Raw genomic sequence first — 21,827 nt, forward strand, 5'->3', positions numbered from 1 at the left:
TTCATTGACTTTTTATTTATAGAATGAACAACAATGCTTGTCTTTTAAATTGTTGCTCATTGTTTTGGGCTATTTTCCACTCAATTATTATATTTTGCGACGATTAATCTTTAGCTGCGATCAATACGATGTGCAAACTCAGCAATATCTGCTAATGACCTTTTCGCTTCATCAAACCAAGGGCTAAACATTTGGAAGTTATGCCACATACCTGTATAAAGCTTATAAGTGACTTTAACCCCTGCCTCTGTTGCTTTTTGTTCAAAGCGTTGTGCATCTGACAGTAAAATTTCCTTTGATCCAATTTGTACCAGTGTTGGTGGAAGCCCTTCCAAATCTCCAAAAATAGGTGATAGCGGTGGAAGTGATGGATCTAAATGTTTAGGTACATAAAAGTCAATTCCTGCTTCGAGTGCTTCAATAGAGAGCAAGGCATCCAAATTTTGGTTATAACGCAAAGATTCTCCAGTCAGGGTTAAATCCAAGAATGGACACATGAGGATTAATGCACTTGGAAGCTGTTTAGGGTCTTCTTCTTTTAGGCGCAGCGCTAAAGCCAATGCTAAGTTCGCACCACACGAGTCCCCTGAAATAATAATATCTTTAGGTAATATGCCTTGATCTAAAAGTTGTTGATAAACATCATAAATTGCATCGCCAGCTTCTGGAAACTTATTCTCTGGTGCTAAAGGGTAGTCTAAATGAAACACTTGCATTTGGGTTCGTGCAGCAACTTCAGATAAAAAAGCACGATGAGTTTTTAATGAACCAACAAAAAAAGCACCACCATGAATATGGAAAATTAACTGGGTCGAATGTGCTTGAGGTTTGATTTCTTCTGCGCGGATACCTGCTACGCGTAATGAACGAATGTGAACATCTTTTCGTTGTGGAATAAAACGAGAGAGTTGTTCGATACCAAAACGTGCGGTTGCTGGGGGGAGGTTAAAACGACTCGGGAATTTGAAGCTTGATTTAAGAATTGATTCTGTAAAATATTGTTTCAACGCAGGATTGATCTTCATGTTTGTTCCATATTATTCATCTTTAGACATTATTTTTGTGGGTTTACCAACAATTGTTACAAGGCTACACTATATAGTCACAGAGAAAAATTGCTAATTCGATGTGAGTTTTCGATACTATATAGTGTCAATTAGACTAGGGAAAACAAAACAATGAAAAAAATTGTACTTGCATTAGGTTTATTATCAACAGCCATCTTTGCACATGCCGCAGATCCACTGAACGGGACAACGTGGACGACGATTGATGATGCGACGAAGAAACCTAAAGCTGTCGTAAAATTCACTGAACAAAAAAATGGAACTTTGAGTGCAACGATTCAAAGCATTTTGACACCTGGTGAAGAAAATGCCTGTACTAAATGTGATGGGGCATACCATAATAAATCGTTAAAGGGCGTAACGATTGTACATGGGTTAAAAAATGTAGGTGGCAAAAACTATGACAATGGTTCTATTTTAGATCCTAAAAATGGTAAGACCTATAAGCTAAAAGCTGAGTTAGCTGGTAATCAGTTGAAATTACGTGGTTACGTTGGTATTTCAGCACTTGGTCGTAACCAAGTTTGGGTTCGTGCGAACTAAGAGCATCAACTACAAAAAAACCGATCAATTGATCGGTTTTTTATTGTTTGAAGAGAATGTTTATTTCAATGCTCGAATTTCATCTTCATTAAAACCGACAATATATTTTTCATCTAGATTAATGATAGGGCGTTTGATTAAACTGGTATGCGTAGTTAACGCTTTGATCAATTCAGCTTCACTCGATAAAGCAAGTTGCTGTTCTTGCTCAGTCAATTTTTTCCAAGTTGTCCCTTTTTTATTTAAAACAATATCTTGTCCAATGTTGTCGAGCCATACTTTTACAGTATCAGCATCAATCCCTTGTTTTTTATAGTCATGAAATTCATAGTTCAGCCCAAGGTCGGTGAGTAAATCAAAAGCCTTTTTCATTGAATTACAGTTTTTGATTCCGTAAACTTTTAGCATGTGTTGTCCTAATAAGTAACTTAAAAATTGTCTGATTTGCCCATAAAGATTAGCAAAATTGTCAATGTAAACCGTATCAGAAACGGTAGAATAATTTTAAATATGTGATGTATGTCATAAAAATTTAACATTTGAGCGCTAAATTTAAATCAGCAATATGAATGATGGGCTGGGTTGAAATTTAGAATCTGCTTATTGTAATGGAAGATAAAAAGGTTTGCGAATATGAAAAATAAGGCGATCAATTTTTATTTTAATTCTAAAAGTTTAGATTCTAAAATGGCGCCCTAGAATAAGAGAAAACCCGCATCTAATCATCCTGATTATGCGGGTCTCAATACAACGTCCATTGTCACATCCCTGAAAAATAAATATAAAATATTTATTTTCTTTTCATCCTACGGCGTCCAATCCTTTTGCTGTCATCCTGACATGTCCCTGTGCCGTGGAAATATAATGCGCCTTTTCGGGTGAGGAAAACATACGATAACGCGACAAAATTTGTAGGTTTTTAACTTATATTCAGCGAACAATTGTTCACTGAATATATTGTTTTTAAAACTGAAAACTCCGCTAAGAATTTGATTAAATTTGATAATCAATAATGACAGGGGCGTGGTCGCTATACCATTCATCTTTATAGACCCAAGCATTGAGTGTGCGTTGTTTCCAGTCTGGTGAACAAGCTTGGTAATCAATCCGCCAACCGACGTTTTTAGCACGTGCTTGTCCACGATTCGACCACCAAGAATATACTTCGGCTTCTTTACGTACTTCGCGGAAAGTATCGACATAACCTAAGTCATCATAAATGTGATCAAGCCATGCGCGTTCATGCGGTAAACAGCCAGAAGATTTTTGGTTACCTGACCAGTTTTTAATATCAATGCGCTTATGTACGATGTTGTAATCACCGCAAACGATGATGGATCTATCTTCATCACGCCATTGTTTGAGGATTTTTGTATATTCATCTAAAAAGTGATCTTTACGTGCTTGTGCTTCATCACCTGATGAACCTGAAGGTAAATATAAAGAGCAAATATGAACAGGTTTGTCTAAACCCAAGTCAAACTCAGCTGTGATAAAGCGTCCCTGACTATCGGCGAGTTCAAAACCTAAACCATTCTGTACAGATTTGAACGGTAAGCGACTGTAGATCGCCGTGCCTGCATAGCCTGATTTTTCAGCAGGAAATAAATGGGTATGCCAACCTTCGGGTTTAAATTTATCCGTCCATTGTTCATGGGTAATACGACTTTCTTGCATACAGATGACATCTGCATCTGATTTTTCCATCCATTCAAGTATACCTTTTGTGACGGAAGAACGTAAGCCATTTACGTTAATTGAAACAACTCTTAAAATTTTTTGATCACTTGGATAGCTACTCTTTGGTATCATGCGCAGTCATAACCTCAATGTATGAATTTTGGAGCACCTCATGTCAACGCCAGCTCAGTTTAACCCTCAAGCTTTTATCGAACTTGCATTATCACGCGGTGTGCTTAAATTTGGTGAGTTTACTTTAAAATCAGGTCGTGTGAGCCCTTATTTTTTTAATGCAGGTTTACTCAACGATGGTGAAGCATTATCACTTTTAGCTCAAGGCTATGCTGATAAATTAACACAATGTAACAATGTGGAAGTGATTTTTGGCCCTGCGTATAAAGGGATTCCTTTTGTTGCTGCTACAGCTGTGGCTTTGTCTCAAGTACACAGTGTAAGTGTGCCATGGGGATTTAACCGTAAAGAAGCCAAAGATCATGGTGAAGGTGGTGTGTTGGTCGGTGCTTCTGTTGAGGGTAAAAAAGTTTGGATTATTGATGATGTAATTACTGCGGGCACAGCGATTCGTGAAGTGGTGACTATTCTGAAAAATGCAGGTGCAACTATTGCAGGTGTATTGGTTGCCCTAGATCGTCAAGAAAAAGGTCAAGGTCAATTGTCTGCAATTCAAGAAGTTCAAAAAGAGTTAGAAATTCCAGTACATGCTTTGATTACCATGAAAGATTTGATGGACTATCTAGATGCTAAAGGTGAAAAAGACGCTTTAGCAAAAATGGAAGCTTATCGCGTTAAATATGGTGTATAAGTTAAAAAAATCGATAAGATAAGTAAGGAGCGGAAGCTCCTTATTTTTATAATCTATGAATAGGGTCGGATAGCGTCTTCAATGTTGATTTTACTAATCATTGTCGTTGTACTGGTACTTGGTATTATCTTTGCAAAAAAAGTAGACCAGCGACGTTGGCAGCGTTACCAGTTTGAACGGGATATGTTTTTTAGACAGAACCCATTTCAATGGAAAGGTTTAGAACAGTTTGATCTGGTTCTAAATATCAATGCCAATGCGCAAAAAAAGCTAATCAATGAACTGATGCTTCGACCGTCAGAAATGAGCTATATTCGTAAATCACGGATTCAGCGTGAGCCAGAGTGTGCCCATCAAAAATACGCAATCAAGGTAATGATCAATGATTTAAGCATTGCTCATCTTGAAAAGAAATATGCAGAATTATTTGGTGAAACTTTACAACAGACGGATTTTGAAACGGGTCGTCCGATTGAGTTAAATGCAGAAATTATTGTGTTTGAAAAGGATGATGTGGAGTTTGGTTGTCGTGTGAAATTAAATTTACCGCGTGATCCACGGTCGGCAGATAAGTATTTGGTGGAGAGTGTAAAGCCTGAGCATCAGAATTAAGGATAGATAAATAATAAATGAATAAGTAATAATAAAATTGATAATAAATAATGATTAGGTGTATTTTTTGAAAATATTAGAATGATCAATAAGGAGCAAGAGCTCCTTATTTTGATGGTTTTTTATTTTAATTGATCAATAAAATTTGTAAACCATTCTGTAAAATTATTGGCTTCTTTAGTGGTTTCACAATCTTCATACCAATATTGAAATACTTGCCCAAATTCTCCATCTTCAGCAGGGTCAAGGTCTAAACACCAAATGTCACCATTGCCATAACTAATAAAAGGAATCCATTTTAAATTCCACATAGAACTTTTAATTCCATTATTTGAAGCGTCTTCATCTATACCAAGTTCATCAAATATACCACTATCAAGTACACTTTTTAGAGTAGACCATTCTTGTAGAATGCGTGAAATGGATAAAAACTCTGAGCCATCAAATAATCCGTCTGCTTTACCATGTTGTCCGTTGTGTATTTTTAAGCAAGCGATAAAATCATCAGGAAGTTTAGCTCCAATTTGGTTTTCTAAATCTGCAATTTCGCTATCTGTAGCAGGTGGAGCTAGGTCTGCTAATAGAGATGGATGAGAATCTTTTAAAATTGTCTCTAAGCGTTGCCATAATTGTTGCATTTTTTATCCTTTGTTAAAAAGTATTATTAAAATTGAGCAACAGGATAGTTAACGTTTTCTTTATAATTTTCTGTTTTGGAATTGTTGAGTTTATTTATGGTTATTGTATTCGTTAAAGGCATTTAAATTTCGATCAAGAAATATGTGAGTAACACCGAACTGTGACTTGTAACTTTAATCCAAGAGGTGTTATTTAAAAGCTAGGCTGATTATTTTCCTCACATTTTTTACACTCCAACGCCATCCCTAACTTTTCCTGACGCCCTTGTTCAGTCATGACCCATGGGCGGTTTTGCCAAGGTGGTGTATGACGCACATGTTGAGTATGACCACACTCAAGATCAGCCACCCAATGCTGTTCTTCATCCAAATGAAAACCAATAATCTTTTGCAACATATCCTAAAAGTCTATTCACAATAATTGCATAGAGTTTAGCGAAATTTAGAAAAAGAACATATCTTTCTCCGCTATACTGCATGCAATCCAAAATTTGATAAGAGTGAAACTATGCGCGTACTTGTTGTGATGGATCCCATCGAAAATGTAAACCTGAAAAAAGATTCAACTATGGCAATGCTATGGGCTGCATCACGTCGTGGACACGAACTTGGCTATGCATTACAGCAAGATTTATATATCGATCAAGGTAAAGCATTTGGTCTGATTTCACCATTAAAAGTATTTGAAGATTACAACCACTATTACGAACTCGGTGAAAAGAAAAAAGAATCACTTGCAGATTATGATGTGGTGTTGATGCGTAAAGATCCACCATTTGACATGAACTTTGTTTATACGACGTATATTTTAGAGCAAGCAGAACGTGAAGGCGCGTGGATTATTAACAAACCACAAAGCTTACGTGATTGTAATGAAAAGCTATTTGCAACACAGTTTCCAGAGTTGCAAGTGCCGACTTTAGTGACCTCACAGCAGAGCCTGATTCGTGAGTTCTTGAAAGAACATGGTGATGTGATTGTGAAACCGCTCGATGGTATGGGGGGTATGGGGATTTTCCGTTTATATCAAGATGGTGTAAATATTGGTTCAACCATTGAAATTCTCACTGAAAATGGCACACAACCGATCATGGCACAACGTTACATCCCTGAAATTGTTGATGGGGATAAACGTATTCTCATGATCAATGGTGAGCCTGTACCCTATTGCTTGGCACGTATTCCACAAAATGGTGAAGTGCGTGGAAACTTGGCAGCAGGTGGTTTAGGTGAAGCGCGCCCATTGACTGAAAATGATAAAGCGATTGCAGCAAAAGTAGGTCCATTCTTAAAAGAAAAAGGCTTGGTTTTTGTTGGTTTGGATGTGATTGGAAATTATGTCACTGAAATTAATGTGACCAGTCCAACCTGTATTCGTGAAATTGATACTCAATTTGGAACGTCAATTGCTGATGATTTATTTGCGGTATTGGAAGCAGGTATAACTTTAAGCTGAGTTTGAATGATTAACTTATTTTAAATTTTAACTAAAATAGAGTCTAAAACGGCTCTATTTTTTGCGCTGAAAATAAAGATAAACACGATACATATTAAAAATAACGATTAATTCAACAAATTCTTGCTGATTAATGATAAAAGTAGTTTAAACTTTCAAATCAGTAGAAAAAAACAATGAAATGCTTGGTGAAAAAAAGTAAATAAACTTTTCCCCATAGCGGATTGTGATTACAATTGGTTGTTTAAAATATTCGTTAAACTTTTATTTTTTTTGTATTGAAGAATTAGACCGTGACCAAACCTCAGCAAAGCACACCAAAACACGTCATGATGATGGCGGCGGGTACGGGTGGACATGTATTTCCTGCATTGGCAGTTGCAAAAGAGTTGCAACAACAAGGCAGTCAAGTATCTTGGCTCGCAACACCGACAGGTATGGAAAATCGATTATTAAAACAACATAATATTCCTATTTATCAAATTGATATTCAGGGTGTACGTGGCAATGGGATTGTCCGAAAAGTTGTAGCACCTTTTAAAATTTTAAAAGCGACACTGAGCGCAATGCGCTATATGAAACAGCTTAAAGTCGATGCTGTTGCAGGTTTTGGTGGTTATGTTGCAGGTCCTGGTGGGCTTGCTGCTCGCTTATTGGGTATTCCTGTGATTATTCATGAGCAAAATGCGGTGGCAGGTTTTACCAATACGCAATTGTCACGTATTGCCAAAACAGTCTGCGAAGCATTTCCAAATACATTTCCTCAACGTGAAAAAATTGTGACCACAGGAAATCCTGTGCGTGCAGAAATTACAGCGATTTATAATCCATCATTTCGCTATAAAGAACGTGAAACCCATGTTGAGCCTTTACATATTCTCATCGTCGGTGGTTCTTTGGGTGCGCAAGCGTTGAATGAATGTGTACCACAGGCTTTAAAACAGCTCAATGTGCCATTAAAAGTATTTCATCAATGTGGTCAAAATAAGCAAGAGACCACTCAAGCATTGTATGCAGATGCGCCTGAAAATATGCAGGTTGAAGTACAGCAGTTTATTGACGATATGGCGCAAGCTTATAGCAATGCTGATTTAATCATCTGCCGTGCAGGTGCGTTGACTGTAACAGAGGTGGCAACAGCGGGTGTAGCAGCTGTTTTTGTACCATTGCCAAGTGCAGTTGATGATCATCAGACTGCCAATGCAAAATTTTTGGAGAAAACGGGTGCTGCGAAGATTTGTCCGCAAAGTACCATGACTCCAGATTCGTTAAAGGATTTACTGACTCCGTTGATGAACCGCCAATTGTTAATGGAAATGGCGGTGAAAGCTCGTCAACAAGCTCAACCAGATGCAACACTACGTGTGGTTGGTTTAATTCAAGATTTGTAAGTTAGAGTTGATTATGTCTCCAACAAGCCCAGCTGATAAAGCAAAAAACCTGATTAAAGTTCCAGAGATGCGCCGTATCAAACATATCCACTTTGTGGGGATCGGTGGCGCTGGAATGTGCGGTATTGCAGAAGTGTTGAAAAACCAAGGCTACAAGGTTTCTGGTTCTGACATTAAAGCATCAAAAACCACTGCTCAACTTGAAGAAAACGGAATCAAAGTTTATATCGGACATAGTGCTGAAAATATTAAAGGCGCCAATGTCATCGTTGTATCTACAGCGATTGATCCTGAAAATTTAGAAGTGAAAGCTGCGATAGAAACACGTACGCCTGTAGTGCGTCGTGCTGAAATGCTCGGTGAGTTGATGCGTTACCGTCATGGGATTGCTGTTGCAGGTACACACGGTAAAACCACAACGACAAGTCTAGTGACGTGTATGTTGGCAGAAGAAAATATGGATCCAACTTATGTGATCGGTGGTTTGCTGAATCGTACTGGTGTGAATGCTGCACTCGGTGCGAGCCGTTTTATTGTGGCAGAAGCGGATGAGTCTGATGCATCATTCTTACACTTAGAACCAATGGCTGCGATTGTGACCAATATCGATGCAGATCATATGGACACGTACGGTGGTAGTTTTGATGTATTGAAAGATACCTTTGTCAAATTCCTACAAAAAATGCCGTTCTATGGTTTGGCGGTGGTGTGTGGTGATGACGCCAATATTCGTGAAATCATGCCGCGTATCGGTCGTCCAGTAGTGACTTATGGTTTTAACGAAGACAATGATATTCGTGCGATTGATATTGAACAAACAGGCATGCAATCGAGCTTCACGGTATTGCGCAAAGGTCGTGAACCGTTACGTTTAACCATTAACCTACCTGGTTTGCACAATATCTTAAACGCACTCGCTGCAATTGGTATTGCAACGGATGAGGGTGTTTCTGATGCTGCGATTGCACGTGCTTTAGAGAGCTTCAGTGGTGTAGGTCGTCGCTTCCAAGTTCAAGGTGAATATGAGCTGGGTGAAGGAACTGTGAAGTTGGTGGATGACTATGGTCACCATCCGAAAGAAGTTGAAGCTACAATTAAAGCTGCACGTGCGAGTCACCCTGATCGTCGCTTGGTGATGATGTTCCAACCACACCGTTTTAGTCGTACGCGTGACTGTTTTGATGATTTTGTTGACGTGTTGTCACAAGTTGATCAATTGTTGCTATTAGAGGTATATCCTGCAGGTGAAAAGCCAATTGTGGGGGCGGATAGTCGTTCTTTGGCACGTAGTATTCGTTTACGTGGTGAAGTTGAGCCGATCTTAATTGACCCAGTGGAAGGCAATTTGCAGAACGCGATACAAAAAGTGTTACAAGCAAATGACTTGTTATTAACACAAGGTGCGGGTAACGTGGGAGCAATTTCGGTAGAATTGGCTCAAAACCAACTTTATTTAAAATAATTGAGTAAGCTTTATTCAGAAAAGTTGAATAAAACTCTGAAATTTTAAAATTGACTAACTTATAAGTTTAAGGATTTAAACGTGTCAAATGCTTCTAAATTCGGCAAAGTAGCGGTATTGCTTGGTGGTAAATCTGCTGAGCGTGAGGTGTCATTAGATAGTGGTAAAGCTGTTTTAGAAGCATTATTACGTTCAGGTGTGAATGCTGAAGGCTTCGATCCACAAGAACGTAGCGTGACGGAACTTGTAAACTATGATCGTGCATTCATCGTATTGCATGGTCGTGGTGGTGAAGATGGTCAAATCCAAGGCGCTTTAGAATGGATGAATGTACCTTATACAGGTACAGGCGTTCAGGGTTCTGCGATTGGCATGGATAAGGTTAAAACCAAGCAAATTTGGCAAGGTTCTGACTTACCAACTGCACCATATCGCATTATTTCAAAAGATTCTGATTTAAAAGAAGTCATTGAAAATCTTGGTCTACCACTCATTATCAAACCTGTACATGAAGGTTCAAGTGTTGGGATGAGTAAGGTTGAAAAAGCTGAAGATTTGATTGCTGCAATTGAAAAAGCAACAAAGCATGACGCGATTGTGATGGCTGAAAAATGGATTACAGGTCGTGAGTATACGATTTCATTCCTTAATGGTCAGCCTTTGCCAGTAATTCGCTTACAACCACCTGCGGATGTTGCTTTCTATGACTATGAAGCAAAATACAACCGTAATGATGTGGAATATGGTATTCCATGTGGTTTGAGTGAAACTGAAGAGAAAAACCTACAAGCGCTTTGTCTACGTGCCTTTCAAGCTGTGGGTGCAAGTGGCTGGGGGCGTATTGATGCGATGTTGGATGAGCAAGGTAACTTCTGGTTATTGGAAGTGAATACTGTACCAGGGATGACGAGTCATTCGCTTGTGCCTAAAGCAGCCAAAGCTGTAGGGTATAGTTTTGATGAATTATGTGTTGAAATTTTAGCGCAAACGCTAACGGAACAAGCACACTAATTTATGGCTCAACTTCCTGCTTCGATGCGCCGTAAAAAGGCAGCAATTACATCAATACATGATAAACCACCGACACGTCAGGATAAGCTCTTAGACCTCGGTAGTTGGGTTTTGATGTTTGTTGCAATTGTTGTATTACTTGCAGGAATATATGGTTTATATAAGGTGGTGACTGATGCGCGTGTTGCCACTTTAGAAGTTGTGGGTACAACTTCATCTGTAGAATCTGCTGCGATGACTCAGCATTTGGCACCTGTGGTTAAAAATAATTATTTCACTTCGGATTTGGAGCAAATTCGAGATAAAGCGCTTGAAGTGTCTTGGGTAGATCGCGTTGTGGTCTCTCGTGCATGGCCAAATGGTATTCGAGTGCGTGTTATGCCACGTCATGCAATCGCACGTTGGGGAACGGGGCGGTTGTTGAGCGATGCTGGAGATGTTTATACAGAGGCTGTGGCGAAAAACCATTCAAATTTGCCATTGCTTCATGGGCCACTCAGCCAATCCAAAGTGATGATGCGTCGTTATAATGAAATTAATCAATTATTTCATCCAGTGAATTTACGTTTAAAAGAGCTTTATCTGACTGAACGTATGACTTGGTTTATGCAGTTTGATTCAGGTCTGCGCATTATTGTTGATCAAGATCAAACCATGAGTAAACTGCAACGTTTGAGTCATTTAGCACAAACAGACCTTAAGCAAGTTTGGCCAAATATTGCTGCTATTGATTTGCGTTATCGGAATGGATTGTCGATCCAATGGCGTAATTCAGTTGCACCCAAAATTATGAATGGTCAGTTTGTTGTAACCAGTAATGACACAGCCGTTGCAGGTGGGGTCGTTGCACAGCCATAATACGTGGCTTGAAAAAGAGGCGTAACGCCAAAGATAAACAATGAAGATAATGGTAGCAAAGTGATGAATGAAGCTGTTCCCTCAGTTGTTGCAATTGACATTGGGACACATAAAGTTTCAGTACTGATTGGAAAAGTACATGCCCCTGATAATATTCAGGTTATTGGTATGGCGAGCGCACGCAATAAGGGAATGAATAAAGGCAAAATCGTTAGCCTTGATAAAGTCACAAATGCAATTAAACAAGCCGTTCAAGAAGCTGAAGATATGGCTGAATGTCGCATACATTCAGCATGGGTCTCTATCCCAAGTACTGAATTACAAAGCCATTATGCAATTGGGCGTACACCGATTTCGAATGCTGAACACACCATTACCACAACTGAAATGGTGCGTGCTTTGGAATTGGCAAAAGCGAGCCATATGACTGCGGATCATTACTTGGCAAGTGCTGTACCACTTGGTTTTGAACTTGATGATTCAAGTGAGTGGGTACAAAACCCGATCAACTTATCAGCAAATAGTATGACTGCACATTATCAACTGATGATGATGCCAATTAGCACCATGCAGAATTTAGATCGTGCCATGAAAGGTGCCAATATTTCTGTAGAAAAAATGGTGGTCTCTTGCTTGGCAACAGCAGAAGGTAGTTTGTTGAAAGATGAAAAAGAATATGGTGTGTGTTTACTGGATATTGGTGCGGGAACGACCAATATTGCAGTTTATATAGAAGGACACTTGGTTCTTGCTCATACCATTCAGTGTGGTGGTGAAAATGTGACACGTGATATTGCAACCGTTTTACAAACCACCACTGAAGAAGCTGAACGTATCAAGCTATTACATGGTTGTGTGGACATTCACCAAGTAAAGCCAGACCATATGATTCAGTTTGAAGCGATCGATGGACCACAAACCATTAGTCGTATTGAATTGGCTGAAATCATTATCGCGCGTTATGAGGACATCCTCAGTAAAGTGCGTTATGAATTAGAGCAACGTGGTGCTTTACAAAGCTTATATCATGGCGTGGTTTTGACAGGTGATGTTTGTCAAATTGAAGGTATGGTGAATTTAGCGCGTCGCATGTTAGGTGTCTCAGCGCATTTAGGTAATCCACCATTACAAGTTGTAACGGATGATCAGCACTTACCATCACTACGTCGTTCAATGTATGCTACAGCAGCTGGACTGCTCTTATTTAGCCAAAGTGATATGCAAGAAGCGATTGAAGAGCCAGAAGTTCAAGGCAGTCGTCCGTTTTTTGACAGAGTTGTGAATGGATGGAATGCTTTAAATAACAAATTAAAGGGTATTTTTTAGGTGTAATTTTCTGGGGAATATTGTTAGGAAGTTGTAAGTAAGCGAACCAATACTTGACAAGCTCTTTAATGAACAGCATCCTAAAAACAATTTTTATTATTGAAGATCAAGGCAGTATACGGGCTTAAGTGACTGCCAAATATATTAGGAAATTTAAAGGTCATGGCCTCATTTGAATTTTTAGACGATGAACAAACCGATAACAACGGTCAAGCCCGTTTTACTGTGTTTGGTGTTGGTGGTGGCGGTGGTAATGCTGTACAACACATGGTGCAATCTGACATCAAAGGTGTGAAATTTGTTTGTGCAAATACAGATAAACAAGCATTAGATCGTATGAATGCGCCTTTCAAAATGCAGTTAGGTGAACAAAGCACACGTGGTTTGGGTGCTGGTGCAAACCCTGATGTAGGTCAAATTGCTGCTGAAGAAAGCCGTGAACAAATTCGTCAACACCTTGAAGGTGCAGACATGGTGTTTGTAACCGCAGGCATGGGTGGTGGTACGGGTACGGGCGCTGCCCCTGTTGTTGCTGAAATTGCACAAGAAATGGGTATTTTGACAGTTGGTGTGGTGACTACACCATTCAATTTTGAAGGTCGTCGCCGTCAACGTTCAGCGGAAAAAGGCATTGAAGCTTTAGAGCAACATGTAGATTCTTTAATTATTATCCCAAACCAACGCTTACTCAGTGTTTATGGTGACATCTCTATGCAAGATGCTTACCGTAAAGCAGATGATGTATTGTTAAATGCGGTGCGTAGTATCTTTGATCTTGTAGTTCGTCCTGGTCATATCAACCTTGACTTTGCCGATTTAAAAACTGCGATGAGTACCCGTGGTTATGCCATGATGGGTGAAGGGAAGAGTAGTGGTCCAGATCGTGCGGAAGAAGCTGCACGTTTGGCGATCCGCAGTCCTTTACTTGATAATGTAAATATCATGAATGCCAAGGGTGTGTTAATTAACATCACTGGTGGTGCTGATGTGACATTACGTGAAACTGAAGTGATTACAGATGTGGTTAACCAAATCGTCGACCTTGAAGAAGGTGAAGTATTCTTTGGTACGGTATTTGACCCAGATGCACGTGATGAAATCCGTGTGACTGTGATTGCAACGGGTCTAACGCGTAATGCCAGTGATGCGACTGAAGCAAAACGTAGAACACATGTAAATGTTGCAAATACCTATGCGCAACAAACTCAACACAATGCGGTTGTTGATGAAGATGATGTTCCTGCGATCAGTAAGCGTCAAGAAGAAGGCGCGCCTGTTGTTGCCCCAAGCCCAAGTGGTCGTTCTACACCAATGAGTATTCAAGATTATTTGAAGAATCAACAGCGTAAATAATTGATTATTCTTAAAAATCATTAAGATCATCGAAAAAGGTAGTGAGATTCATTACCTTTTTTGTTTTTTATCAATGGCTAAATGTGCTAACGTATAGCGGATTTGAGAATGAATATCGAGTAAGCATGTTGAAACAACGTACCCTGAAGCGAGTCGTTAAAGCGAGTGGCATCGGTCTACATAGCGGACAAAAAGTCATGATTAACTTTTTGCCACATGTGGCGGATGGGGGTATTGTATTTCGTCGAATTGATCTCGATCCACCTGTGGATATTCCAGCAGATGCGATGCTGATTCAAGAAGCATTCATGTGCTCAAACTTGGTCAATCAAGATACTAAAGTGGGTACGATTGAACATGTCACCAGTGCGATTGCTGGTTTAGGTATTGATAATCTGATTATTGAGGTTTCTGCTTCAGAACTGCCAATTATGGATGGTAGTGCAGGCCCATTTATTTACTTGTTAATGCAAGGCGACTTGGTTGAACAGGATGCACCTAAGAAATTCATTCGTATTTTAAAGCCAGTAGAAGCTTTGATCGATGATAAGCGTGCAGTGTTCACACCACATGATGGATTCCAGATTAACTTCACCATTGATTTTGATCATCCTGCTTTTGCCAAAGAATACCAGTCTGCAACTATCGACTTTTCAACCGAAACCTTTGTCTATGAAGTGAGTGGTGCACGTACTTTCGGTTTTATGAAAGACTTGGACTATCTAAAAGCCAATAATTTGGCATTGGGTGCAAGTTTGGACAATGCGGTTGGCTTGGATGATACAGGTGTCGTCAATGAGGAAGGCTTACGCTTTGCTGATGAGTTTGTTCGTCATAAAATTTTAGATGCTGTTGGCGACTTATATTTGTTAGGGCATCAGATTATTGCCAAATTTGATGGTTATAAATCTGGACATGCACTGAATAATCAACTTTTACGCAATGTGAAAAGTGATCCAACTAGCTACGAAATTGTAACATTTGATGACGAGAAGTTGTGTCCAATTCATTTTGTCAATGTGACATAAGTCATTGTCTTTAGTGGTCTGTGTTATAGTATAACGAAATTTAAAGCGATATAGATCACATTTTATCCATTCAAATTCGGTTTTTTATCTATTCTGTTTACTTTTTTTTGCTTGCCAAACGTAGTAAAGCTTGGCTAAGCTTAGGGTCGCTCACAAAACTAGCAGCATTTTCTAACATTTCTGATGTTTCAGGTGGAATGTTACGAACCATTTTTGTGAGTTGCGGGTTTGTTTCAGTATTGTTATTTTGAATACGCAAGCGGACTTGTAATTTTTGTAAATCATGTAATTCATTGATTTGTGATAATTGAGAAATATACTGTTTTTGAAGGTAACCGAGTTGACTAATCATGGCTTGATTTTCACCGGTAATAGTCAAAATACCGTATTGATAACATACAACTTGCCAATCCTCAGGCTGAGGTAAGTGCGGTTGAATTAATTTAGTAAGTTTTTGCCATTCGGCAACTTGCTTTGTAAGAAACGATAAGTTTCCTGTTTTTACGTGTTGTCTTGTTGGTTGAAAGACGTTTTTTGGTTCAGACATACATTATTCCTACATAGTGATGTCCTATCTTAAGCGCTCATTTCAGCGGATATCAAGGATGAGATCACACAAGAAATGGACGAAGAACAGTTCAAGAGGTTTTTATGTACACGCGACGTATTCTTTTAGCATTCACTTTGGCAACTGCTGCCGTGACTTCTGCATCAGCAGATATGGTTCAATCTACAGATCGTTTAGAACATTTATCAAGAACTTTAGCTCAAGGTGCTTATAATCCAGATGATTTGGATTTACCTGCTTCAGCAAAAATGAATGTATCTTTACGCAATCAGGACAAACCAATTGAATTAAACAACGCCAGTATTGCTAAAAAATACGGTTCAAGTTCTACAGCAAGTTCTTCTTCTCGCTATTCTGCAAATTCTCCTTATTCTTGGTTAGTCACGCATCCATTACCAGATTTGAAACGTGTCAGCTCTGACTTTGGTGGTCGTACGATGGGTGGACGTGCGGAAAACCATTCTGGTTTAGATATGTCTGCGCCAAGCGGTACACCGATTTATGCAACAGGTCCTGGAATCGTAACCAAATCAGGTTGGGGTACAGGCTATGGTCAATATGTTGAAATTAACCATGGCAATGGTTATATCACGCGTTATGCGCATGCTTCACGTCTCATTGCTCGTGTCGGCGATCAAGTGAAGGCTGGTGAACATATTGCAAATGTGGGTTGTACAGGCCGTTGTACGGGTCCGCATTTACATTATGAAGTAGTAAAAGATGGTCAACGTAAAAATCCATCTACTTACTTAGCGATGCTGCCATAATTCATTCAGTCTATTTGCAAACATAAAGTGATATTTTGCTGAGTCCTTGATTAATAAAGTCGCGTTGAAGCGTCGAGTATTCAGACTATCACTGAATAAAATTTAGTTTGTATAAAAAAACCGCCTATATTGGCGGTTTTTTGTTATTTTAAGTGTTATTTGGTCAATGACTATTTAGTTCCTAAATAATAGCAACAATCTGCATTCATCTGTAACGATAACTTAACAAGCCTAAAACATGATACATATAACATATAGAAAATTATTCAAGGAGTAGGCGAGAAATGGCGTATTACGGTGATACTGACGCGCAGGAAACTCAAGAATGGCAAGATGCCTTTGATTCTGTGTTACAACATATGGGTACAGAACGTGCTGCTTTCTTATTGGAAAAGTTATATCAACAAGCAATTTCTAAGCATGTTCCTATTCAACGTTTAAATACTCCCTATTTAAATACCATTCCAGTTGCGGAATCTCCAGCTATGCCTGGCGATCCAGATATGGAACGTCGTATTCGTGCATTGATTCGTTGGAATGCGTTGGCGATGGTACTACGTGCCAATAAAACAGGTGATGATCTTGGTGGTCACTTGGCAAGCTTTGCATCTTCTGCAACGCTTTATGATGTGGGTTTTAACCATTTCTTCCGTGCCAATAGTGACAGCTTTGGCGGTGACATGATTTATTACCAAGGTCATTGTGCGCCAGGGATTTATGCACGTTCTTTCTTGGAAGGTCGTTTAACTGAAGATCAATTAAATAATTTCCGTCGTGAAGTCAGTGGTCAAGGTCTTTCAAGCTATCCGCATCCATATTTGATGCCTGATTATTGGCAGTTCCCAACGGTATCGATGGGTCTAGGTCCGATTATGTCGATCTATCAAGCGCACATTCAAAAGTATTTGATGAACCGTGGTTTGATCAAAGAAGAAGATCGTAAAGTGTGGGCTTATCTCGGTGATGGTGAAATGGATGAGCCTGAAAGTCTAGGCGCAATTTCGCTGGCTGGTCGTGAGAAGCTAGATAACTTGATTTGGGTGGTGAACTGTAATTTACAGCGCCTAGATGGTCCAGTGCGTGGTAATGGTAAAATCATTCAAGAACTTGAGTCGGTTTTCCGTGGTGCTGGCTGGCGCGTGATAAAAGTTGTTTGGGGTCGTCATTGGGACTCCTTACTTGATAAAGATACTTCTGGTGCATTAAAAGCACGTATGGAAGAAGCTGTTGATGGTGATTATCAACGTTATCAAGTAAAAGGTGGTGCATATACACGTGAGAAATTCTTCGGTAAATATCCAGAAGCTGCTGAATTAGTTAAAAACCTCAGCGATGAAGATATTGATAATCTAAATCGTGGTGGACATGACCCATACAAAGTTTATGCAGCGTATGCAGCAGCGATGACCAGTAATGGTCAACCTACCGTAATTCTTGCGAAAACGGTGAAAGGTTATGGCTTGTCGGATGAGATTGAAGCAGTCAATAAAACGCATCAAATCAAGAAAATGCAAATTGATTCTTTGAAGTATGTGCGTGATCGTTTCAACTTGCCATTTACCGATGATCAACTTCAAGACGTTCCACTATATCGTCCAAGTGAAAATTCACCTGAAATAAAATACATGAAAGCGCGCCGTGAAAGTTTAGGTGGTTATTTACCTGCACGTCGTAAAGAAAGTGAAGTATTACAAATTCCTGAACTTTCAGCATTTGATGGTGTGTTGAAAGGCAGTGGTGATAAAGAACAATCGACTACGATGTTAATGGTGCGTTTGATTGCTGCATTGTTGAAAGACAAGGCGATTAAAGACCGTGTTGTGCCTATCGTACCTGATGAAGCACGTACTTTCGGTTTGGAAGGGATGTTCCGTCAGTTAGGGATCTACGCTGCTCATGGTCAAAAATATACGCCAGAAGACCAAGAACAGTTGATGAACTACCGTGAAGCTAAAGATGGTCACATGCTTCAAGAAGGGATCAATGAAGCCGGTGCGATGAGTGCTTGGTCTGCATTGGGTACTAGTTATTCAACCAATAACTTGCCAATGATTCCGATGTATATGTATTACTCGATGTTTGGTTTCCAACGTATTGGTGATATTGCATGGGCAGCTGGTGATTCACAGGCTCAAGGTTTCTTACTCGGTGCGACAGCAGGTCGTACAACCTTGAACGGTGAAGGTTTACAGCACCAAGATGGTCATTCTCATATCTTGGCAAATACCATTCCAAATTGTGTGTCTTACGACCCTTGTTTTGGTTATGAGTTGGCTGTGATTGTGCATGATGGTTTAAAACGCATGTATGTCAATCAAGAACGTGTGTTCTATTACTTAACAGTGATGAATGAAAACTACGAACACCCAGAAATGCCTGAAGGCGTGGAAGAGGGGATTAAACGTGGTATGTATCAGTTTGAAAAAGACGAAAAAGCCACTGTTCAATTACTCGGTTCTGGTGTGATTCTGCGTGAAGTGATCAAAGCCGCGAAAATCCTACGTGATGAATATCAAATCCATTCTAACGTGTGGAGCGTGACCAGCTTTAACGAATTGGCACGTGATGGTATGGCTGTTGAAGAATATAACCGCTTACATCCACTTGAAGATGGTCAGGAATCTTGGGTGTCTAAGCAGTTGCGTGATACTGACGGTATTGTGGTTTCTGCAACAGATCATATGCGCGCATATAGCGAACAAATCCGTGCTTATCTTCCAGATGGTCGTCCATTTGTCGCATTAGGTACTGATGGTTATGGTCGTTCTGATACGCGTGGTAATTTACGTAGCTATTTTGGTGTAGATGCTGCACATATCGTTGTTGCGACATTGAAAAAATTAGCGGATGAAGGTGAAGTGGATGCACGCTTAGTAAAAGATGCAATTTCTTCATTTGAGTTGGATGTAGATCGTCCAGTCGCTTGGTTACCGCAAGCTCATCCATCTGTACAAGAAGTTGCAGCCTATGCTGAACCAACTGAGGAGAAATAATAATGCAAATTAAAACTCCTGATATTGGTGTAGATAAAGCCACTGTCGCTGAAATTTTAGTGAAAGTGGGTGACACAATTGCAGTCGACGATAGCATTGTGTTGCTTGAGTCAGATAAAGCCTCTGTTGAAGTGCCAAGCACTTCGGCAGGTGTGGTGAAAAGTATTGCTGTTGCTGAGGGCGATCAAGTTTCAGAAGGTGAAGTGCTGATCGAAGTTGAAGCTGCTGAAGCGGAAACAACACAATCAGAGCCTGCACAAGTTGAAGAAAAAGCTGAAGCAGTCCCTGCACAAACTGAAACAGTGACAGAACAGCCTAAAACTACGACTGCACCTACAGCAACAACATCACAGACAGTTGAAGTGAAAGTCCCTGATATTGGTGTGGAAAAAGCCCTTGTCGGTGAAATCCTTGTTAAAGTCGGCGATGAAATTGCAGTAGACGATAGCATCGTGGTGGTTGAGTCTGACAAAGCGACTGTAGAAGTTCCAAGTACAGTGGCAGGTACAGTTGAAAGCGTGATCGTCAAAGAAGGCGATAGCGTCAAAGAAGGTGTGGTTTTAATCACGGTTAAAACAACTTCTGCTCAAACTACAGCACCTGTTATCGAAACAAAACAAGTTGCAGTTGTGGCATCGACACCTACTGAAGCACCGAAAGTGGAAGCGAAGCCTGCACAATCAGGACCTGTAGACATTGCTGTACCTGATCTAGGTGTGGACAAGGCTTCAGTGTCTGAAATTTTGGTCAGTGTTGGTGATCGTGTTGAAAAAGATCAAAGCCTTGTTGTGGTTGAGTCTGACAAAGCTTCAGTTGAAGTACCAAGTACTGTCTCTGGTACGATCAAAGCGATTCATGTCAGCGAAAATCAAAGCGTCAAACAAGGTATGCCTTTGGTCACGATTGAAGGTGTTGCTGATGTACAGCCATCGGAAGTTGCTCAAGAAAAAGTGGTAGCACCAGTTGCTGAAACGAAAACTGCACCTAAAGCTGAAAAAGCTGTTGAGTCACACGCGCCTGTAGCGGATGGTTCGGATAAACTCAGCAAAGCGCAACAAGCTGAAAATGCCAAAGTCTATGCAGGCCCTGCGGTACGTAAACTCGCTCGTGAACTCGGCGTATTATTGGCACAAGTTGAGTCTTCAGGTCCGCATGATCGTGTGGTGAAAGAAGATGTTTTTGCTTATGTGAAACAACGCTTAACTGCACCGCAACCTGTACAAACAGCCGCTGCACCAGTGGCTTCAGGTTTACCGGCATTACCAGACTTTAGTGCATTTGGCGGTAGTGAAATTGCGCCAATGACACGCTTACAGCAAGTGTCTGTACCGCAATTGTCATTAAATAATTTCATCCCGCAAGTGACACAGTTTGATTTGGCAGACATTACCGAGCTTGAAGCTTGGCGTGGTGAACTCAAAGGTAAATTTAAACAAGATGGTATTAGCTTAACGATTCTTGCGTTCATTGCTAAAGCTGTGGCTTTCTTACTGAAAGAAGAGCCGTATTTTGCAGGGCACTTGGCGGATGATCAAAAGTCTGTCGTACTCCGCAATGAAATTCACATGGGTATTGCAGTTGCTACGCCTGATGGTTTGACCGTACCTGTATTGCGTAATCCTGATCAAAAATCAATTAAGCAAATTGCGATTGAACTCGGTGAGCTGAGTAAAAAAGCCCGTGATAAAAAACTTTCTCCGAAAGACTTACAAGGTGCAAACTTTACCATTACCAGTCTAGGTTCGATTGGTGGAACCGCATTTACGCCTTTAGTGAATTGGCCACAAGTAGCGATTTTGGGTATTTCACCTGCAACCATGCAACCTGTGTGGAATGGTGAAGGCTTTGATCCGAAGCTGATGTTGCCATTGTCATTGTCATACGATCACCGTGTGATCAATGGTGCGGATGCTGCACGTTTTACCAATAAATTAACTAAGCTATTAGCAGATATTCGTAATATTTTGCTCTAAGTTAAAATTGAGTTTGAAATGAAACCTCGCTACGGCGGGGTTTTTTTTGTAGTAAGGAATTTATTGATGTGCTTTGGATAAATGTCATTGAAAATAAGTCAAATGCTCTTTAAAATAAACTCACACTTCATTGGGGAGTAGCCGCTATTCATTTTTAAAATGAATAGGTGATGATCAACATAATTGTTCAACAGAACATGGTCATCATAGCAAAGAACCAATTTTGCTGAATTTTCAAATATTTCGGCAAAGTTTTGTTGGCAAGACCTTTGATTTAT

Annotated in this window: 20 protein-coding genes and 1 riboswitch; of the genes, 14 read left to right on the forward strand and 6 right to left on the reverse strand. The window is 39.9% G+C overall.

What is annotated here, in order from left to right:
• Window positions 1-110: 110 nt before the first annotated feature.
• Window positions 111-1,025 carry an alpha/beta hydrolase gene (locus tag BEN71_RS01300; RefSeq protein WP_068973020.1) on the reverse strand — a complete coding sequence of 305 codons (915 nt, stop codon included), beginning with the start codon at window positions 1,023-1,025 and terminating at the stop codon, window positions 111-113.
• Window positions 1,026-1,178: 153 nt separating this feature from the next.
• On the opposite strand from BEN71_RS01300, the gene BEN71_RS01305 reads away from it, so the two are divergent.
• A complete protein-coding gene (locus BEN71_RS01305; protein ID WP_068973019.1) occupies window positions 1,179-1,610 on the forward strand; it encodes a DUF2147 domain-containing protein in 432 nt (143 codons plus the stop codon).
• Between the two features lie 60 nt (window positions 1,611-1,670).
• Here BEN71_RS01305 and BEN71_RS01310 read toward each other — a convergent pair whose 3' ends face one another.
• Window positions 1,671-2,018 (reverse strand): Spx/MgsR family RNA polymerase-binding regulatory protein, encoded by a 348-nt coding sequence (locus BEN71_RS01310; protein ID WP_068973018.1) that lies wholly within the window; start codon window positions 2,016-2,018, stop codon window positions 1,671-1,673.
• A 585-nt stretch (window positions 2,019-2,603) separates the two neighbouring features.
• Window positions 2,604-3,422, reverse strand: coding sequence for an exodeoxyribonuclease III (locus tag BEN71_RS01315; protein ID WP_068973017.1), 819 nt, complete (start codon window positions 3,420-3,422; stop codon window positions 2,604-2,606).
• A 40-nt stretch (window positions 3,423-3,462) separates the two neighbouring features.
• Between BEN71_RS01315 and pyrE the strand changes: the two genes are divergently transcribed.
• Both pyrE and BEN71_RS01325 read left to right on the forward strand, forming a co-directional pair.
• Entirely contained in the window at window positions 3,463-4,113 is a 651-nt protein-coding gene (pyrE, locus tag BEN71_RS01320; protein WP_068973016.1) for an orotate phosphoribosyltransferase, read from the forward strand.
• 81 nt (window positions 4,114-4,194) lie between these two features.
• On the forward strand, window positions 4,195-4,725 hold the full coding sequence (locus BEN71_RS01325) for a hypothetical protein (RefSeq protein WP_068973015.1): 531 nt from the start codon (window positions 4,195-4,197) through the stop codon (window positions 4,723-4,725).
• Window positions 4,726-4,847: 122 nt separating this feature from the next.
• Here the strand turns inward: BEN71_RS01325 and BEN71_RS01330 are convergent, their stop codons facing one another.
• Together BEN71_RS01330 and BEN71_RS01335 are read right to left on the reverse strand one after the other, a co-directional pair.
• Window positions 4,848-5,363, reverse strand: coding sequence for an SMI1/KNR4 family protein (locus tag BEN71_RS01330; RefSeq protein WP_068973014.1), 516 nt, complete (start codon window positions 5,361-5,363; stop codon window positions 4,848-4,850).
• 193 nt (window positions 5,364-5,556) lie between these two features.
• The gene (locus BEN71_RS01335; RefSeq protein WP_068973013.1) at window positions 5,557-5,760 is read right to left on the reverse strand and encodes a DUF3565 domain-containing protein; all 204 of its coding nucleotides are present in this window, start codon (window positions 5,758-5,760) and stop codon (window positions 5,557-5,559) included.
• A gap of 111 nt (window positions 5,761-5,871) precedes the next feature.
• Here BEN71_RS01335 and gshB point away from each other — a divergent pair, with 111 nt between their 5' ends.
• The 8 genes from gshB (at window position 5,872) to lpxC (ending at window position 15,248) form a co-directional block, all read left to right on the forward strand.
• The gene (gene gshB, locus BEN71_RS01340; protein ID WP_068973012.1) at window positions 5,872-6,819 is read left to right on the forward strand and encodes a glutathione synthase; all 948 of its coding nucleotides are present in this window, start codon (window positions 5,872-5,874) and stop codon (window positions 6,817-6,819) included.
• Window positions 6,820-7,112: 293 nt separating this feature from the next.
• Complete coding sequence (gene murG / locus BEN71_RS01345) at window positions 7,113-8,210, forward strand: undecaprenyldiphospho-muramoylpentapeptide beta-N-acetylglucosaminyltransferase (RefSeq protein ID WP_068973011.1); 1,098 nt, start codon at window positions 7,113-7,115, stop codon at window positions 8,208-8,210.
• 13 nt (window positions 8,211-8,223) lie between these two features.
• Window positions 8,224-9,672, forward strand: a complete 1,449-nt coding sequence (murC, locus tag BEN71_RS01350) for a UDP-N-acetylmuramate--L-alanine ligase (protein WP_068973010.1) — start codon at window positions 8,224-8,226, stop codon at window positions 9,670-9,672.
• An 81-nt stretch (window positions 9,673-9,753) separates the two neighbouring features.
• Entirely contained in the window at window positions 9,754-10,683 is a 930-nt protein-coding gene (locus BEN71_RS01355; protein WP_068973009.1) for a D-alanine--D-alanine ligase, read from the forward strand.
• Window positions 10,684-10,686: 3 nt separating this feature from the next.
• Window positions 10,687-11,541 carry a cell division protein FtsQ/DivIB gene (locus BEN71_RS01360; protein WP_068973008.1) on the forward strand — a complete coding sequence of 285 codons (855 nt, stop codon included), beginning with the start codon at window positions 10,687-10,689 and terminating at the stop codon, window positions 11,539-11,541.
• Window positions 11,542-11,604: 63 nt separating this feature from the next.
• The gene (ftsA, locus tag BEN71_RS01365) at window positions 11,605-12,867 is read left to right on the forward strand and encodes a cell division protein FtsA (protein ID WP_068973007.1); all 1,263 of its coding nucleotides are present in this window, start codon (window positions 11,605-11,607) and stop codon (window positions 12,865-12,867) included.
• Between the two features lie 162 nt (window positions 12,868-13,029).
• Window positions 13,030-14,220 carry a cell division protein FtsZ gene (ftsZ, locus tag BEN71_RS01370; RefSeq protein ID WP_068973006.1) on the forward strand — a complete coding sequence of 397 codons (1,191 nt, stop codon included), beginning with the start codon at window positions 13,030-13,032 and terminating at the stop codon, window positions 14,218-14,220.
• A 125-nt stretch (window positions 14,221-14,345) separates the two neighbouring features.
• A complete protein-coding gene (lpxC, locus tag BEN71_RS01375) occupies window positions 14,346-15,248 on the forward strand; it encodes a UDP-3-O-acyl-N-acetylglucosamine deacetylase (protein WP_068973005.1) in 903 nt (300 codons plus the stop codon).
• Window positions 15,249-15,345: 97 nt separating this feature from the next.
• On the opposite strand, the gene BEN71_RS01380 is transcribed toward lpxC, so the two are convergent.
• Entirely contained in the window at window positions 15,346-15,795 is a 450-nt protein-coding gene (locus BEN71_RS01380; protein WP_068973004.1) for a DUF721 domain-containing protein, read from the reverse strand.
• A gap of 104 nt (window positions 15,796-15,899) precedes the next feature.
• On the opposite strand from BEN71_RS01380, the gene BEN71_RS01385 reads away from it, so the two are divergent.
• From BEN71_RS01385 to BEN71_RS01395, 3 genes are all read left to right on the forward strand, one after another.
• Window positions 15,900-16,583, forward strand: coding sequence for a M23 family metallopeptidase (locus tag BEN71_RS01385; protein ID WP_068973003.1), 684 nt, complete (start codon window positions 15,900-15,902; stop codon window positions 16,581-16,583).
• Window positions 16,584-16,867: 284 nt separating this feature from the next.
• Window positions 16,868-19,576, forward strand: a complete 2,709-nt coding sequence (gene aceE, locus BEN71_RS01390) for a pyruvate dehydrogenase (acetyl-transferring), homodimeric type (protein ID WP_068973002.1) — start codon at window positions 16,868-16,870, stop codon at window positions 19,574-19,576.
• 2 nt (window positions 19,577-19,578) lie between these two features.
• Window positions 19,579-21,549 (forward strand): 2-oxo acid dehydrogenase subunit E2, encoded by a 1,971-nt coding sequence (locus tag BEN71_RS01395; protein WP_068973001.1) that lies wholly within the window; start codon window positions 19,579-19,581, stop codon window positions 21,547-21,549.
• A gap of 120 nt (window positions 21,550-21,669) precedes the next feature.
• Window positions 21,670-21,824, forward strand: a riboswitch (yybP-ykoY riboswitch).
• Window positions 21,825-21,827 lie beyond the last annotated feature (3 nt).

This window comes from Acinetobacter wuhouensis, from assembly GCF_001696605.3.
Lineage (GTDB): Bacteria > Pseudomonadota > Gammaproteobacteria > Pseudomonadales > Moraxellaceae > Acinetobacter > Acinetobacter wuhouensis.